General features: G+C 59.8%; 13 protein-coding genes. 3 read left to right on the top strand and 10 right to left on the bottom strand.

Features of this window, described 5'->3' with window-relative positions; genetic code table 11:
• The first annotated feature begins 123 nt into the window (after nt 1-123).
• Nucleotides 124-1,902, top strand: a complete 1,779-nt coding sequence (locus PspR84_RS26550) for an acyl-CoA dehydrogenase C-terminal domain-containing protein (protein WP_160059669.1) — start codon at nt 124-126, stop codon at nt 1,900-1,902.
• A 227-nt stretch (nt 1,903-2,129) separates the two neighbouring features.
• On the opposite strand, the gene PspR84_RS26545 is transcribed toward PspR84_RS26550, so the two are convergent.
• Nucleotides 2,130-3,044, bottom strand: coding sequence for a LysR family transcriptional regulator (locus PspR84_RS26545; RefSeq protein WP_077574788.1), 915 nt, complete (start codon nt 3,042-3,044; stop codon nt 2,130-2,132).
• 169 nt (nt 3,045-3,213) lie between these two features.
• Here PspR84_RS26545 and PspR84_RS26540 point away from each other — a divergent pair, with 169 nt between their 5' ends.
• Complete coding sequence (locus PspR84_RS26540) at nt 3,214-4,497, top strand: aminotransferase class III-fold pyridoxal phosphate-dependent enzyme (protein ID WP_160059668.1); 1,284 nt, start codon at nt 3,214-3,216, stop codon at nt 4,495-4,497.
• A gap of 194 nt (nt 4,498-4,691) precedes the next feature.
• Entirely contained in the window at nt 4,692-4,850 is a 159-nt protein-coding gene (locus PspR84_RS26535) for a YqaE/Pmp3 family membrane protein (RefSeq protein ID WP_003228885.1), read from the top strand.
• Nucleotides 4,851-4,961: 111 nt separating this feature from the next.
• Here PspR84_RS26535 and PspR84_RS26530 read toward each other — a convergent pair whose 3' ends face one another.
• The 9 genes from PspR84_RS26530 to PspR84_RS26490 form a co-directional block, all read right to left on the bottom strand.
• The gene (locus PspR84_RS26530; protein ID WP_160059667.1) at nt 4,962-6,773 is read right to left on the bottom strand and encodes a S9 family peptidase; all 1,812 of its coding nucleotides are present in this window, start codon (nt 6,771-6,773) and stop codon (nt 4,962-4,964) included.
• On the bottom strand, nt 6,739-7,899 hold the full coding sequence (gene pqqE, locus PspR84_RS26525) for a pyrroloquinoline quinone biosynthesis protein PqqE (protein ID WP_160059666.1): 1,161 nt from the start codon (nt 7,897-7,899) through the stop codon (nt 6,739-6,741). Before pqqE ends, PspR84_RS26530 begins: the two co-directional genes overlap by 35 nt.
• A complete protein-coding gene (pqqD, locus tag PspR84_RS26520; protein WP_007910068.1) occupies nt 7,871-8,146 on the bottom strand; it encodes a pyrroloquinoline quinone biosynthesis peptide chaperone PqqD in 276 nt (91 codons plus the stop codon). Before pqqD ends, pqqE begins: the two co-directional genes overlap by 29 nt.
• Nucleotides 8,143-8,895, bottom strand: coding sequence for a pyrroloquinoline-quinone synthase PqqC (pqqC, locus tag PspR84_RS26515; protein WP_160059665.1), 753 nt, complete (start codon nt 8,893-8,895; stop codon nt 8,143-8,145). The genes pqqD and pqqC overlap by 4 nt, the downstream gene beginning before the upstream one ends.
• A gap of 140 nt (nt 8,896-9,035) precedes the next feature.
• A complete protein-coding gene (gene pqqB / locus PspR84_RS26510) occupies nt 9,036-9,947 on the bottom strand; it encodes a pyrroloquinoline quinone biosynthesis protein PqqB (protein WP_160059664.1) in 912 nt (303 codons plus the stop codon).
• Between the two features lie 81 nt (nt 9,948-10,028).
• Nucleotides 10,029-10,103 (bottom strand): pyrroloquinoline quinone precursor peptide PqqA, encoded by a 75-nt coding sequence (gene pqqA, locus PspR84_RS26505; protein WP_003422658.1) that lies wholly within the window; start codon nt 10,101-10,103, stop codon nt 10,029-10,031.
• A gap of 156 nt (nt 10,104-10,259) precedes the next feature.
• The gene (gene pqqF / locus PspR84_RS26500; RefSeq protein ID WP_160059663.1) at nt 10,260-12,674 is read right to left on the bottom strand and encodes a pyrroloquinoline quinone biosynthesis protein PqqF; all 2,415 of its coding nucleotides are present in this window, start codon (nt 12,672-12,674) and stop codon (nt 10,260-10,262) included.
• Nucleotides 12,675-12,712: 38 nt separating this feature from the next.
• Nucleotides 12,713-13,507: a carbon-nitrogen hydrolase family protein gene (locus PspR84_RS26495; protein ID WP_160059662.1), complete on the bottom strand. Its 795-nt coding sequence runs from the start codon at nt 13,505-13,507 to the stop codon at nt 12,713-12,715.
• Between the two features lie 12 nt (nt 13,508-13,519).
• Nucleotides 13,520-15,202, bottom strand: a complete 1,683-nt coding sequence (locus PspR84_RS26490) for an NAD(P)/FAD-dependent oxidoreductase (protein WP_064388224.1) — start codon at nt 15,200-15,202, stop codon at nt 13,520-13,522.
• Nucleotides 15,203-15,232 lie beyond the last annotated feature (30 nt).

The raw sequence follows: 15,232 nt of genomic DNA, 5'->3' as shown, positions 1-15,232 counted from the left end.
GTGACTAAAAATAACAAAGCAGTCACCGGTTGACCCTATGTGTCGCAAAAGTTGTTGAGGTACACTCCGGCTCAACGAAAACACCCTTCCACGAATCACCGTTTAGATCTTGCGAGGTTTGCCATGGCTGACTACAAAGCGCCGCTGCGCGATATGCGCTTCGTCCTCAATGAAGTGTTCGAGGTCGCCAAACTCTGGGCCGAACTGCCGGCGCTGGCCGAGACTGTCGACGCCGAAACCGTTGAAGCCATTCTCGAAGAGGCCGGCAAGGTCACCAGCAAAAGCATCGCGCCGCTGAGCCGTGCGGCTGACGAAGAAGGTTGCCATTGGGCCGACGGCGCCGTCACCACTCCGGCCGGTTTCCCACAGGCTTATCAGACTTATGCCGAAGGCGGTTGGGTCGGCGTGGGCGGTGATCCCGAGTTCGGCGGCATGGGCATGCCCAAAGCCGTGTCGGCGCAGGTCGAAGAAATGGTCAACTCTGCCAGCCTGTCCTTCGGTCTGTACCCGATGTTGACTGCCGGCGCCTGCCTGTCGATCAACGCCCACGCCAGCGAAGAGCTGAAAGCCGCGTACCTGCCGAACATGTACGCTGGCGTCTGGGCCGGCTCGATGTGCCTGACCGAGCCGCACGCCGGCACCGACCTGGGGATTATTCGCACCAAGGCCGAGCCTCAGGCCGACGGGTCGTACAAAGTCAGCGGCACTAAGATCTTCATCACCGGTGGCGAACACGACCTCACCGAAAACATCATTCACCTGGTGCTGGCCAAGCTGCCGGACGCCCCGGCGGGCCCGAAGGGCATCTCGCTGTTCCTGGTGCCGAAGTTCATGGTCAACGCCGACGGCAGCCTGGGCGCGCGCAACCCGGCGAACTGCGGTTCGATCGAACACAAAATGGGCATCCAGGCGTCCGCGACCTGTGTGATGAACTTCGATGAAGCCGTGGGCTATCTGGTCGGTGAGCCGAATAAAGGTCTGGCCGCGATGTTCACCATGATGAACTACGAGCGTTTGGGCGTGGGCATCCAAGGTCTGGCCACCGGCGAGCGCTCCTATCAGAACGCCGTCGAATACGCCCGCGACCGTCTGCAAAGCCGTTCGCCGACTGGCGCGCAGAACAAAGACAAAGTCGCTGACCCGATCATCGTCCACCCGGACGTGCGGCGCATGCTGCTGACCATGAAAGCCTCGAACGAGGGCGGCCGTGCGTTTTCCACCTACGTGGCAATGCAACTCGACACCGCCAAGTTCAGCGAAGACGCCACCACGCGCAAACGTGCGGAAGATCTGGTCGCGTTGCTGACGCCTGTGGCCAAGGCATTCCTCACCGACCTGGGTCTGGAAACCACCGTGCACGGCCAGCAGATTTTCGGCGGCCACGGCTACATCCGCGAGTGGGGTCAGGAGCAACTGGTACGTGACGTGCGCATCACCCAGATCTATGAAGGCACAAACGGCATTCAGGCACTGGACCTGGTCGGGCGCAAGATCGTCGGCAGCGGTGGCGCTTTCTACAAGCTGTTCGCTGACGAGATCCGCCATTTCACCGCGACGGCCAGCGCCGATCTGGGCGAATTCACCAAACCGCTGAACGATGCCGTCGACACCCTCGACGAGCTGACCTCGTGGCTGCTGGATCGGGCGAAAAACAACCCGAACGAAATCGGCGCGGCTTCGGTCGAATATTTGCAAGCATTCGGATACACAGCGTACGCCTACATGTGGGCATTGATGGCCAAAGCTTCGCTGGGCAAAGAAGCGCAAGACGATTTCTATGCCAGCAAACTGGGCACCGCGCGCTTCTACTTCGCCCGTTTGCTGCCGCGTATTCACTCGTTGAGTACGTCGGTGAAGGCCGGTAGCGAGTCGCTGTTCCTGCTGGATGCGGCGCAATTCTGATGCGATGACGTCATGTAAGCATTCTCTTACATGACGTGCTGCTGTTCTCCCATATGCGCGGATTGGATCCACGGCTAATCTACATTTCATGGACGTCGCGCAGGAAGCGCAAAGCAACAACACGGACACGTAGGATTCTGCCAGGGTGGCGGAGTGAAATGGATGTCAGGGAAACAGTCTGCAAAGCCCCGCTTCGGCGGGGTTTTCTTTTGCCTGTAGAAAAGTAGTCAGGCCAACGGATCCAGCGCTGGCTTTACTTCGCGCTCCATCACTTCTTCCAGCAATGTCTGCAACAGCGCCAAAGGTGCCTGCTGGCGCTGCACATCGCGACAGACCAGCCCAACCTTCAGCGGCACCCGTGGCTCGCTCAGCGGTTTCCACAGCAGATCCTGATCGTCGTATTCCTTCTGCGAACGGCCCGGCAGCACCGTTGCCAGTTTGGTGTGCGGCAGACTGTCGAGAATCCCCACCATATTATTCAACTCGGCCTGCACCTGCGGACGTCGCCCGAGGGCAGTGAGTTGCGCCTGCCAGATCTGGCGAATCTGAAACTCTTCGCCCAATAGCAACATCGGCAATTCAGCAGCCTGGCGCATCGAGACTTTCTTGAATTCGCGCAACGGATGATCCGCCGGGATCACCAGTGTCAGTTCATCTTCGTACAACATCACCCCATGCAGCCCCGGTTGGCGCGGCGGCAGATAACTGATGCCGATGTCCAGCGACCCGTTGAGCAGACGCCGCTCGATCTCAAGTCCGGTCAATTCATAAATCTGCACCACTAGATGCGGCTGCGCCTTGCGCACCCGCTCGAGCATTTGCGGCACCAGACTCGTGTGCACCGTTTGCAGCACGCCGATCGCCAGCGTGCGCAAGGCCTGGCCCTTGAAGTTGCCCAATGCTTCGCGCGCCCGTTGCAAGCCGTCGAGCAATGGCAAAGCGTGGTTGTACAGCGTGTGCGCGGCGAGGGTAGGCAGCAGGCGTTTGCTGCTGCGCTCGAACAGGGTGACGTCGAGGTTCTGTTCGAGCTGGCGGATCTGCTGCGACAGCGCCGGTTGCGAGATCGACAGGCGTTCAGCGGCACGGCCGACATGGCCTTCTTCGTAGACCGCGACGAAATAACGCAGTTGTTTGAAATCCATAAGTAACGCTTATCGAAAATGCTGATAAATCGAAATGGCCCGCAAGCCTGGGTGAGCCTAGTCTAACCGCATTCACAAGGCTTACAGGGCCAGAAAGCGCGATGAATAGCGTTCGCTTCGATAGTGTTTGCATAGGCAGTTCAAAAAACCTCGAAAGAGGCTTTTTCCAATGAATCTGTTCAGTTTGCGGCGCCAGATGCCGAGTCTTGATGACCTCGCCTTCGAGGCCGATCCCGCTGAAAGCAGCGAAAATCCTAGCGCTGAAAGGCTGATGCCCAGCGTCGAAAGGCCGCAACAGGTGTTCGTCCGGGGGCAGGGTTCATGGTTGTGGGACAGTAACGACCGCGCTTACCTCGATTTTTCCCAGGCCGGCGGTGCCAATAGCCTTGGCCACAGCCCTTCGGCATTGGTCAAAGCCATCAGCAGTCAGGCGCAAGCGCTGATCAATCCCGGTTTCAATCTGCATAATCGCGGCATGCTCAGCCTTGCCGAGCGTCTGTGCGCCGCCACTTTCAGCGATCAGGCCTACTTGCTCAACAGCGGCAGCGAAGCCTGTGAAGCAGCGATCAAACTCGCGCGCAAGTGGGGGCAGCTGCATCGCGGCGGCGCCTCGCGGATCATTGTCGCGAAGCAGGGTTGTCACGGTCGCAGTCTGGCGACAATTTCCGCCTCGGACAGCTGCAACCTGCACAACCGGTTTGCGCCGTTGCTGCCGGGTTTCGATCTGGTACCGTTCAACGACTTGCCGGCGTTGCACGCGGCGGTCGATGCGCAGACTGTAGCGATCATGCTGGAGCCGATCCAAAGTGATGCCGGCGTTGTTCCGGCAACCGGGCATTACCTTAAAGGTGTCGAACGACTGTGCCGCGAATTGGGCATTCTGCTGATTCTCGACGAAGTGCAAACTGGCTTAGGTCGCTGCGGCACCTTGCTCGCAGAACAATCCTACGGCGTGCGCGCCGATATCGTCGTGCTCGGCAAAGGGCTTGGCGGCGGTGTGCCGTTGGCGGCACTGCTGGCACGGGGCAATGCATGCTGTTTTGAGGCGGGCGAACTCGGTGGTACGCATCACGGCAATGCGCTGATGACAGCGGCCGGTTTAGTGGTACTCGACAGCGTGCACGACCGCAGCTTTCTCCAGCAGGTCAACGACAACGGCCAGCATCTGCGTGAAGGCCTTACCCGATTGGCGCACCGCTACGACCACGGCGAACTGCGCGGCCAAGGCCTTTTCTACGGGCTGACCCTGTCAGACGATTGCGCCGAAGCTGTGGTCCACGCCGCCCTCCACGAAGGCCTGCTGCTCAACGCCCCGCAAGCCAACTGCCTGCGCTTCACCCCGGCACTCACGGTCAGCAAAGCCAACATCGACGAAATGCTCCTGCGCCTGGGCCGCGCCTTCTCGCGAGTGCGCACCGCACAACTGCAATGCCGCAAGGGGATTGCAGTTTGAACTGAAGTTTCCTACCCGATTCCAAGAACCGTCTCGCGGTATAACGCACGCCCCACGCCTGACTCTTTTGGCGTGGGGCGTTTTTTTGTGAGGTGATGGCGATCAAATGGCAGTTGCACTGAACCCTGACGAACGGCGCAGGTCGATTAGCTTGTATGGCTCAAGTGAGCCAACCCCCATACAGGAGCTGCCCCATGGATTTCATTCGCATCATCATCGCTATTCTGTTGCCACCACTGGGCGTGTTTCTGCAGGTCGGGTTTGGCGGGGCGTTCTGGCTGAACATTCTGCTGACGTTGTGCGGGTATATTCCGGGGATCGTGCATGCGGTGTACATCATCGCCAAGCGCTGAGTCAGCGGCATAAACCTGTAGGAGCTGCGGCACGCTGCGATCTTTTGATTTTAATTCGAGGATCAGGATCAAAAGATCGCAGCGTGCCGCAGCTCCTACAGGGAGAGGGTTTCAGTCTGTAAATCCCATCACCCGTCGATAGAATTTCCACTCCTGTTCCAGCGCATGCGCCTGATTGGTGGCGCGGCGGAAGCCGTGGCGTTCGTCGGGGTAGTAATGGGCTTCGACCGGGATGCCGTTCTGCTCCAGGGCCGTGACCATGTCGCGAGTCTGTTGCGGGACAACCACTGCGTCCAGTTCGCCCTGAAAGAAAATCACCGGCACGCGGATGTCGTCGGCATGCAGTAATGGCGTGCGGGCGGCGTAGCGTTCGGCGTCTTGCTCGGGATCGCCGATCAGCCAGTCCAGATAATCACCCTCGAATTTGTGCGTTGCCCGAGCCAATGCAATCGGGTCGCTAACGCCGTACAAACTCGCTCCGGCGCGGAAGACGTGTTTGAACGCCAGCGCACATAACGTGGTGTAGCCGCCTGCGCTGCCACCTCGAATGAATGCCCGTTCCCCGTCGATCAAGCCCTGTTCGGCAAGATACGCAACGACGCCACAAGCATCCTCGACATCCACCTCACCCCAGCTCAGATGCAACGCCTGACGATACTCCCGGCCATAACCGCTGCTGCCGCGATAGTTGAGATCGGCGACGGCGAAGCCGCGTTGCGTCCAGTATTGAATGCGTGGGTCGAGCGTCGGGTAGCAGGCCGATGTCGGGCCACCGTGGATGAACACCACCAGCGGCGGTTTTGTCTCGCCGCTCATGGCTGGATAGAAGAAGCCGTGCGCTTCGCCCGAACCGCTTGGGTAGCGCAGGGTTTGCGGACGGCTGATGCGCTCAGCGGGCAGGGGCGCAACACCACCGGCCAGCACTTTCACTTCGCGGCTCGTTCGATCAATAGCGATGACCGCCGAAGGGCTGATCGGCGACGCGGCGATGCAGTAGATGTTCTGTGCATCCAGCGCCAAGTGGCGGAAGCGGCAGTAATCCCCCGTGTAATCTTCATCGCCAAGCGTAAGGCGCCCAAAACCACCTTCGCTCCAACTGGCGAGAACGCAATCCCCAACAGGAAACCAGGTGCAGCCGCCGAGTTGCCAAGGCGCCGGTGCATGATCGGCCTGAGCAGCGGGCAATGGTTTCAAGCCGTCGGAAGTCTCAACCCACGGCTGCCAGAAACCACCGCGATCAGTCAGGCAATACAACTGACCTTGAGCATCAAATCGTGGTTGTTGAATGGATTCTTCAATCTCACCGCCGGCAACGCATCGCGGCGAACTGAATGCGCCGTCGGTCCTGCGTTCAGCGACCATCAACCGAGTCGAGGTCCACGGCTGATGCGGGCGACTCCACTCGACCCAAGCCAAACGCTGGCCATCCGGGCTGAGGGTTGGCGCAGCATAAAAATCCACACCTTCAGCCAGCAAGTGTCGACTGCCGTCAGCCAGATCAATCGCTACCAGTCGATGCTGATCGTGCTGTTCTTCTACCGCCAGCACTTGACCGAAAGCGAAATGCAGATCGCCATAACGACACTCACCCGAGGTCAGCGCCTCAGGTTTTCCATCCATCCTCTGCCGATACAACTGCTGATCCGCCTCAGCAACGAAAACCACCCCATCCGGCGTCAGACAAAACGCGCCACCGCCATATTCGTACACGCGACTGCGCACACTGAAGCCATCCGGCGTCAGACATTTCGCCACGCCATCGCGCCAATGCCAGATCCGGCACGCGGCATCTTCCGGACGATATTCATTCCAGAACAGCCCATTAGCGCCGAGCTGCAGCTCGGCGAAGTCCATGCCGGCAGCGACGGCTTGCGAGGCGCTGAAAGGCTCAGCCCTTGGCGATGAGGCGTGAGTTTCGTTCATTGCGAAAGGCCAACTGTTCGATGGTTTGAGTGGCGGTCTCGGCTTCTTCGCGAGCCTTGAGAATCACGCCGTGATGTTCGGACTTGCTGCACACCGGGTCGGCATTGCTCGCATCGCCGGTGAGCATGAATGCCTGGCAGCGGCAGCCGCCGAAGTCTTTTTCTTTCTCGTCGCAGGAGCGGCACGGCTCGGGCATCCAGTCGTAACCGCGGAAGCGGTTGAAGCCAAACGAGTCGTACCAGATATGCTGCATGCTGTGATCGCGCACATTGGGAAATTGCACCGGCATCTGCCGGGCACCGTGGCAGGGCAGGGCGGTGCCGTCCGGCGTGACCGTCAGAAAGATGCTTCCCCAGCCGTTCATGCAGGCTTTCGGGCGTTCTTCGTAGTAGTCGGGGGTGACGAAAATCAGCTTGCACGGATGCCCTTCGGCTTCCAGTTTTGCGCGGTATTCGTTGGTGATGCGTTCGGCACGCGCCAGTTGTTCCTTGGTCGGCAACAGGCCGACACGATTGAGCTGCGCCCAACCGTAGAACTGGCAGGTGGCGAGTTCGACGAAGTCGGCTTCCAGCGCGATGCACAGCTCGATGATGCGGTCGATCTTGTCGATATTGTGCCGATGGGTGACGAAGTTCAGCACCATCGGATAGCCATGGGCCTTAACCGCGCGGGCCATTTCCAGCTTCTGCGCGAAGGCTTTTTTCGAGCCGGCGAGCAGGTTGTTCACTTGCTCGTCGCTGGCCTGAAAACTGATCTGGATGTGATCGAGGCCGGCCTTCTTGAAGTCGCTGATTTTCTGCTCGGTCAGACCGATGCCTGAGGTGATCAGGTTGGTGTAGAAACCCAACTGTCGCGCTTCATGGATCAGCTCGGCGAGATCCTGCCGCACCAGCGGTTCACCACCGGAAAAGCCCAGTTGCGCCGCGCCCATCTCCCGCGCTTCGCGAAAGACTTTGATCCACTGCTCGGTGCTCAGCTCTTTGCCCTGCTCGGCGAAATCCAGTGGATTGGAGCAGTACGGGCATTGCAGCGGGCAGCGGTAGGTCAGCTCGGCGAGCAGCCACAGCGGCAGGCCGACTTCAGGTTTGGGCGGCAGATCAGGCAAGTTCGATCCAGTGCTGCGCACGGGCAACCTCCATGAATTGCTCGATGTCGTCACCGAGCTCAGGCACGCCGGGGAACTGTTCATCGAGTTTGGCGATGATCGCCGCCACATCGCGCTCACCGTCGATCAAACCACCGATCAATGCGGCGCTGTCGTTGAGCTTGATCATGCCTTCCGGGTACAGCAGCACGTGGCCTTTTTGCGCCGGTTCGTACTGGAAGCGGTAGCCGGGACGCCAGGTCGGGACTTTGCTGCGGTCGAAACTCATAAGGTGATTCCTTTATGCCAGACGCGTTGTTCGGTCACGCTGTGATACGGCGGACGGTTCAGTTCGTAGGCCATGCTCATGGCATCGAGCATGCTCCAAAGAATGTCCAGTTTGAACTGGAGAATTTCCAGCATGCGCTCCTGACCTTCGCGCGTCTTGTAGTGCTCCAGCGTGATCGCCAGACCGTGCTCGACATCGCGCCGCGCCTGACCAAGGCGGGTGCGAAAGTATTCGTAGCCGGCCGGGTCGATCCACGGGTAATGCTGCGGCCAGCTGTCGAGGCGCGATTGGTGGATCTGCGGCGCGAACAGTTCGGTGAGCGAACTGCTGGCGGCTTCCTGCCAGCTGGCGCGGCGGGCGAAGTTGACGTAGGCGTCGACGGCGAAACGTACGCCGGGCAGTACCAGTTCCTGGGAACGCAGTTGATCCGGGTCGAGACCCACCGCTTGGCCGAGACGCAGCCAGGCTTCGATGCCGCCGTCTTCGCCGGGGGCGCCGTCGTGGTCGAGCAGGCGCTGGATCCACTCGCGACGGATTTCGCGGTCCGGGCAGTTGGCAAGGATCGCCGCGTCTTTCAGGGGGATGTTCACCTGATAGTAGAAGCGGTTGGCGACCCAGCCCTGAATCTGCTCGCGAGTGGCGCGGCCTTGGTACATCGCCACGTGGTACGGGTGGTGGATGTGGTAGTAGGCGCCTTTGGCGCGCAGGGCCGTTTCGAATTCGGCGGGGGACAGCGGGGTGTCGGTCATTGCGGTTCTCCGGGGAACAACCCTAGAAATATCTGGTGTCTGTGCCGGCCTTATCGCGAGCAGGCTCACTCCTACAGGTGATCGCATTCCAATGTAGGAGTGAGCCTGCTCGCGATAGACCGCGCAGCGGTCTCAAATGCTTACAGCACAATACTCATGCCATCGAACGCCACTTCAACATTACGCCGCGCCAGCTCGGCACGCTCCGGCGAATCTTCATCGAGAATCGGGTTGGTGTTGTTGATGTGGATAAGTACCTTGCGCTGCTCAGGCAACTGCTCCAGCACTTCGAGCATGCCGCCAGGCCCGTTTTGCGCCAGGTGGCCCATCTCGCGACCGGTGCGAGTGCCAACGCCACGGCGCTGCATCTCATCGTCATCCCACATCGTGCCGTCGACCAACAGGCAATCGCTGCCCGCCATGATCTCCAGCAACGGCGCGTCGACCTTGCCCAAACCCGGCGCATAGAACAATTTACCGCCAGTGTTCAGGTCTTCAACGATCAGACCGATGTTGTCGCCCGGATGCGGATCGAAGCGGTGCGGCGAGTACGGCGGCGCGGCGCTGCGCAATGGCAGCGGGGTGAAACGCAGGTTCGGGCATGCGGTCACGGTGAAGCTCTGGTCGAGTTCGATGCGGTTCCAGTCCAGCCCGCCATTCCAGTGGGTGAGCATCTTGAACAACGGGAAACCGGTGCTGAGGTCTTCGTGAACCATGTCCGTACACCAGACCTGATGCGGGCAGCCTTCGCGCAGGCTGAGCAGGCCGGTGGTGTGGTCGATCTGGCTGTCCATCAGGATGATCGCGCTGATGCCGGTGTCACGCAGGGCGCGTCCCGGTTGCATCGGGGCGAAGCTTTGCAGCTGCGCGCGGATATCCGGCGAGGCGTTGCACAACACCCAGTTCACGCCGTCATCGGAGATCGCGATGGACGATTGGGTGCGGGCCTTGGCATTCAGGCTGCCGTCGCGAAAGCCTGCGCAGTTGACGCAGTTGCAGTTCCACTGCGGAAAACCGCCGCCAGCGGCCGAACCCAGAATCTGGACGAACATGAACACTCCATCATTTCAACGCGGAAAATAAAACGCCCCGGCGAGCCGAGGCGTTGCACTGCAATTCTACGTAAGCAGAACTCAGCGGCTGGCGAAGTACATGGTGACTTCGAAGCCGATACGCAGGTCGGTGTAAGCAGGTTTTGTCCAGGACATGGGTGTCTCCTTCAGGGTGGGTGGGATAGCGCTGTCCATAGTTATAGTCCACGGCAGCGCATAGATGTTCCAAATAGTTAGGCTGCTATGTTACTCAAAATTTCCGGGTAAATGCCCATGAATCTTTGAGAAAGCTCCTTGCAGCCTCGGTAATGATCAATTTGTCGCTTGCCACGGGGTTTCGGGCGCTGGATCGCTGGCAAGGCAGAGCCAGCCGCCTTCGGCGTTGACTAAACGCTGAGCAGCGCTGAGTAATGTCTGGCTATCCAGTTGGCCGATGGCGGCGATCAATTGCTCAAGATAATCCGACGAGTGACCTGCAAGCCTGGCCTGCCAAAGCAGTTCGGCGGCGTCTTTGCTGGACAGGTTAGCGTCGTCGAATTGATCGGCGAGGCTCTTGCGCTGCTGTTCAAAACTCGCCTCATCCAATTGTTCGATTCGCATTGGAAGGGTTTCGAGGAATTGCTGAATGTGGCCTAGCAGTTCCCCTGGTGCGCTGCTTGGGGATTGCACGCCGAACAGCATGGCCGTTTGCCCGTGAATCTGGCGCAGTGCGCTGAATACTGCATAGCCCAATTGCAATTCGACCCGCAGGCGCTGGTAGAAAGGTGTCTGGCACAACTGCGCCAATAGTCGCCGCGCGGCTTCGTCGGTGATGTCGCGGCTGGGGGGCAGGCAGCACAGCAACAAGGCGTGTTCGCTGGAGACGGTATCGATATGTCGCCAGAGTTTTTGCGCGGGAATCGTCGTCGGCGCAGCCAACTGATTGTCAGGGATCCCGGGAATACGGCTCAAGGCCAGGCCCATGGCGGATTGCGTCTGCTGGTTAAGTCCCAGAGCTAGGCCGTCCCAGCGCGAAGTTGTCCACAGGTGTTTAGCGTCGTCGCCGGTTTCGGCTGATTGCAGAACATGTTCCGGCAGCGCTTTAAGCAGCTGGCGGATGGCGACAAGCGGCGTTTCCGGCTCGCTGCGCAGGGAATCCGCATCAACTTGCGTCAGACATTTCAGCGCGTGTTCGAGGACACTGGGCATCGGTTCTTGCAGGCCGGTGAGCTTCAGCAGCCATTGATTGCCAGAGACGCTGAAAGACAGACCGACACCGGCCTCCCGCGCGTCTTGCTGAGTTTGCTGCAGACTGCGCTGCAACCGCGATTGCAGATCAGCACCGGCTGCGGCTTCTACTTGCCAACGCAGATAGATCGCACCTTCATCGCCAGTGTCTGGCAGCGCCTGGCTGAATTGCATCGGCGAGCGCTCACGACGACCGCGTGAGCGATCCTGAGCGAACGTGCGCAGCCCCCGGTGGGCGCTGGTCTGGCCGCGAATCAGTCCGGCGTTGGCCAAGGGTTCGCTGGCTCGCAGAAAAGGATTGGCAGCAGGCAGGCTCCAGTGATCGCTGAAGTTATCCACAGTGCCGATTTCACCGAGGATGTGAACAAGGGCCTCAACGCCTGCCTCAGACAGGCCATTTTCCAACTGTTCACTGTCGAGTCGCGCCAACTGCAGCGCGCCGCTGACTTGCTGCTGGCGCTGAAGCAGAGTTGCGTATTCTTTGCGCAGTGGCGCCCAATCTTGTTGAGCAAAGAAACTCAGCCAATCCAGCACCTGCGCGCCAATGGCGTTTAACGATTCGGAAGCTGCGATGAACTCCAGATGCAGCAACGCCTGGCTGTCAAAGTGATAGACCGGCGCAGCTTTTAAACCATCAGCCAGATTCTGCTGCTGCAAATGCGCCAGTAACCCGCCGGGTTTGGTGCTGTTCATCCAATGGCAAAGAAACGCCAAAGCCTCGACAGACGACTCAGGCAAGGCATCGAACGCAAACATCAGGTTGCCGCGTCGCTCACCGAGCTGTTGATAACTTTTTACCGCCAGCGGTAGGGATGCCGCCTGCGCAACTTTATCCCCAACGGGCAAAACCGCCGCAAATTGTTCAGCCAGTGCTTTTAGTTCTGCGAGGCTCTGCGGTCCGACCAGGCTCAGGGTCATCTGCCCAGTCTGATAAAACTGCTGGTGGAAGTCCTTCAAGGCCTGTTGAAACGCGGGCTGTTCGACTTGCAGGCTGTCACGATTCCCTGCATGAAATCCGCGCAACGGATGCTCTGCCGGTAAACCTTCGTACACGGCAAACTGCTGCTGCGCCGCAGTATCCTGCGACCAAGCGACAAATTCTGCTTGCAGCACTTCGCGTTCGCGCAACTGATCGTCCAGATTCTTACGCGGCCTGGCGAGCATGTCTGACAGACGCTCCAGCCCAGCGCTGAACGATTGTGTCGGCAACTCAAAGAAAAAATCAGTGGTGCGTTCGCGGGTGCTGGCATTCACCTGGCCACCGTGACCTTGCACGTAAGCCATCAGCCCTTCATTCGCCGGGAAACGCTCGGTGCCGAGAAACAGCAAATGCTCAAGAAAATGCGCCAGTCCCGGCCACGCCAACGGCACGTCATGACTACCGGCAGCCACGCGCAGAGCGGCGGCGCTACGCTTCAGGCCGGGCGCATGACGCAGGGTCACGCGCAAGCCGTTGGCCAGGGTTTCAGTGTGAGGGCGGGGGTGAGTCGGCGCAGGCATGGGCACTTCCAGAACAGTGAAGTGCCAATGCTAGCGGATTAGCGCTGATTCAGCGCGGCGTAAAGCTCCGGACGGCGGTCGCTGAGATAGCGATTGGCAGCGCGCGAATCGATCATTAGCTGGCGATCCAGTTCTCCGATGATCAATGCTTCGTCGAGTCCGGCCTGAGCGGTGCGGCTGCCATCAGGCGCGGCGAGGCTGCTTTGCCCGCAATAATGGATGTCACCTTCGTGACCGCAGTAGTTGGCGTAGGCCACATAGCACTGGTTTTCGAAGGCGCGCGAACGCACGGTGACATCGGCGACGAAGTCGAACGGAATCATGTTCGCCGTCGGCACCAGAATCAGTTCGGCGCCGGCGAGTGCCAGACGGCGAGTGTTTTCCGGAAACTCCAGGTCGTAACAGATCAGGAAGCCGAGTTTCCAGCCGTTGAGTTCGACGATGGGGAAATGATCATCGCCGGGGCTGAACATCGAACGATCCAGATCGCCGAAAAGATGCGTCTTGCGATAATTGCACAGGCGCTCGCCGTGCGAATCGATCAACTGCACGGCGTTGTAGATCTGCCCGTCGGCAGTGCGCTCCGGATAGCCGTAAACAATCGCCAAACCTGCGGCTTTGGCGATTCGTCCGATCTGCTGCGCCCATTCACCGTTGTAGACCTCGGCCAATGTGCTGACCGCTTCGGCGCCGATGTTGTAACCAGTCATGAACATCTCCGGCAGCACCAGCAGGTCAGCGCCCTTGGCCTCCATCGCCAGTTGATGCAAGCGTTGCAGGTTGGTGGCGGGGTCCAGTGGCAGCGGTGGACATTGGTAAAGGGCTACACGCATCAGGGATTCCTCTTACTCGGGCAGGGCGATAGGGCCGATGTCTTTGAACACATCACCCGGGCCGGGGTTCGCTTTATGTGTCGAGCCACCGAAATGCTTCATGATCCCCCACACCGCGTTGAGCGACGTCTGCACTGCGCCTTCGACCCATGCTGGAGTCCACGAAACGTCGTCGCCGGCGATGAAAATCCCGCGCTGCTCGGCCGGCATCTCGTCCTGCATGAAGTGCGCGTACATGCGCTGGTTGTAGCGATAGTGGCCGGGCAGGGCACCTTTGAAGGCGCCAAGGAAGTACGGGTCGGCTTCCCACGACACGGTGATCGGATCGCCGATGATCCGTGCAGCGATGTCGACTTTCGGGTAGATCTTTTTCAACGCGTTCAGCGCCAGTTCGACGCGTTTTTCCACCGGATGCGGGAGCATCTTCAGCGCGTCACTCATCCACGAGTACGATAGGCAGATCACGCCCGGCTTGTCGTCGCCGTTGTCGAACAGATACGTGCCACGGGTCAGGCGATCGGTGAGGGTCATGCTCATCAGGTCGCGGCCGGTTTCCGGGTCTTTGTCCTTCCAGAATGGCCGGTCGACCATCACGAATGTTTTCGACGACTGCATGTAGCGCGTACGGTCCAGGGCCATCCACATCTTCTGCGAAAACAGGCTTTCGTCGCATTCGATCTGCGTGGTCAGCAGCCAGCTCTGGCAAGTGGTCAGCACGGCGGCGTATTCGCGGGTGTCGCCGTTGTTGTCGGTGACCGCGAAACGGCCATCTGGCGCGTGGGCGATTTTCTTCACGCCGGAGCGCGGCGCGCCACGGTGCAGGGATTTCAGGCTGGTGCCTTCGGGCCAGTGCACGCAGCGTTCCGGCACATGCCGCCAGATGCCCTGCGGCACTTGCTCGACGCCGCCGACCACGAGGTGTTGGTGATCGTCGCAGTTGGTCATCACCACGCGAAAGATTTCCAGCATCGAGTTGGGGAAGTCCGAGTCCCAACCGCCGGTGCCGAAACCAACCTGACCGAACACTTCGCGGTGATGGAACGACAGTTTGGCGAAGGCTTCCGAGGTGGCGACAAAGTCATAAAACGTGCGGTCATCCCACAGCGGCACCAGCGTGTTCCACAGCTCTTTCAGACGGGGTACATCGCGATCGCGAATAGCCTGCTGGATATCGGCGAATTGCGAACCGGCCTCCAGCGCATCCGCCCAGGCGTCAGCCACTTCCTGAAACAGTGCAGGCAGATCCGCCAGCTTCTGTGCGTAATGGGTTTTGCCTTCCAGGTCGATCACGGTGCTGCCGGAGGCTGGCGTCAACGGGTTCGGGAACGGTTTGGTTTCCAGACCGAGCTTGTCGACGTAGTGATAGAACGCGGTGGAGGACACCGGGAAGCGCATGCCACCGAGTTCAGCGACGATGCCGTCGGTGCCGTTGAAAGCCTGCGAGCGCAGACGGCCACCCAGTTTCGAGGCTTCGTAAACCACCGGTTTCAAGCCGAGTTTCATCAACTCGTATGCGGCTACCAACCCGGCGATTCCAGCGCCGACGATCGCCACTTCAGCGCCGTGATTGTGCTCAGGAATGCTGCCGAGACCGGCCGGGTGTTCGATCCAGTCGTCGAACGCGAACGGAAAGTCCGGGCCGAAAATGGTGACTGGCTTCTTACCGTCTGCAGGATGGCGATTGTTCTTGTTCATGGCTGACCTTGCTGGCGACCCGACGCGGAT

This window comes from Pseudomonas sp. R84 (genome assembly GCF_009834515.1).
GTDB lineage: Bacteria > Pseudomonadota > Gammaproteobacteria > Pseudomonadales > Pseudomonadaceae > Aquipseudomonas.
This window is presented reverse-complemented; position numbering and strand designations above follow the sequence as displayed.

What these genes read in the sequence shown, in the direction of transcription:
- PspR84_RS26550 (WP_160059669.1), top strand. Translation starts at nt 124, where the DNA reads ATGGCTGACTACAAAGCGCCGCTGCGCGATATGCGCTTCGTCCTCAAT.
- PspR84_RS26545 (WP_077574788.1), bottom strand. Translation starts at nt 3,044, where the DNA reads ATGGATTTCAAACAACTGCGTTATTTCGTCGCGGTCTACGAAGAAGGC.
- PspR84_RS26540 (WP_160059668.1), top strand. Translation starts at nt 3,214, where the DNA reads ATGAATCTGTTCAGTTTGCGGCGCCAGATGCCGAGTCTTGATGACCTC.
- PspR84_RS26535 (WP_003228885.1), top strand. Translation starts at nt 4,692, where the DNA reads ATGGATTTCATTCGCATCATCATCGCTATTCTGTTGCCACCACTGGGC.
- PspR84_RS26530 (WP_160059667.1), bottom strand. Translation starts at nt 6,773, where the DNA reads ATGAACGAAACTCACGCCTCATCGCCAAGGGCTGAGCCTTTCAGCGCC.
- pqqD (WP_007910068.1), bottom strand. Translation starts at nt 8,146, where the DNA reads ATGAGTTTCGACCGCAGCAAAGTCCCGACCTGGCGTCCCGGCTACCGC.
- pqqC (WP_160059665.1), bottom strand. Translation starts at nt 8,895, where the DNA reads ATGACCGACACCCCGCTGTCCCCCGCCGAATTCGAAACGGCCCTGCGC.
- pqqB (WP_160059664.1), bottom strand. Translation starts at nt 9,947, where the DNA reads ATGTTCGTCCAGATTCTGGGTTCGGCCGCTGGCGGCGGTTTTCCGCAG.
- pqqF (WP_160059663.1), bottom strand. Translation starts at nt 12,674, where the DNA reads ATGCCTGCGCCGACTCACCCCCGCCCTCACACTGAAACCCTGGCCAAC.
- PspR84_RS26495 (WP_160059662.1), bottom strand. Translation starts at nt 13,507, where the DNA reads ATGCGTGTAGCCCTTTACCAATGTCCACCGCTGCCACTGGACCCCGCC.
- PspR84_RS26490 (WP_064388224.1), bottom strand. Translation starts at nt 15,202, where the DNA reads ATGAACAAGAACAATCGCCATCCTGCAGACGGTAAGAAGCCAGTCACC.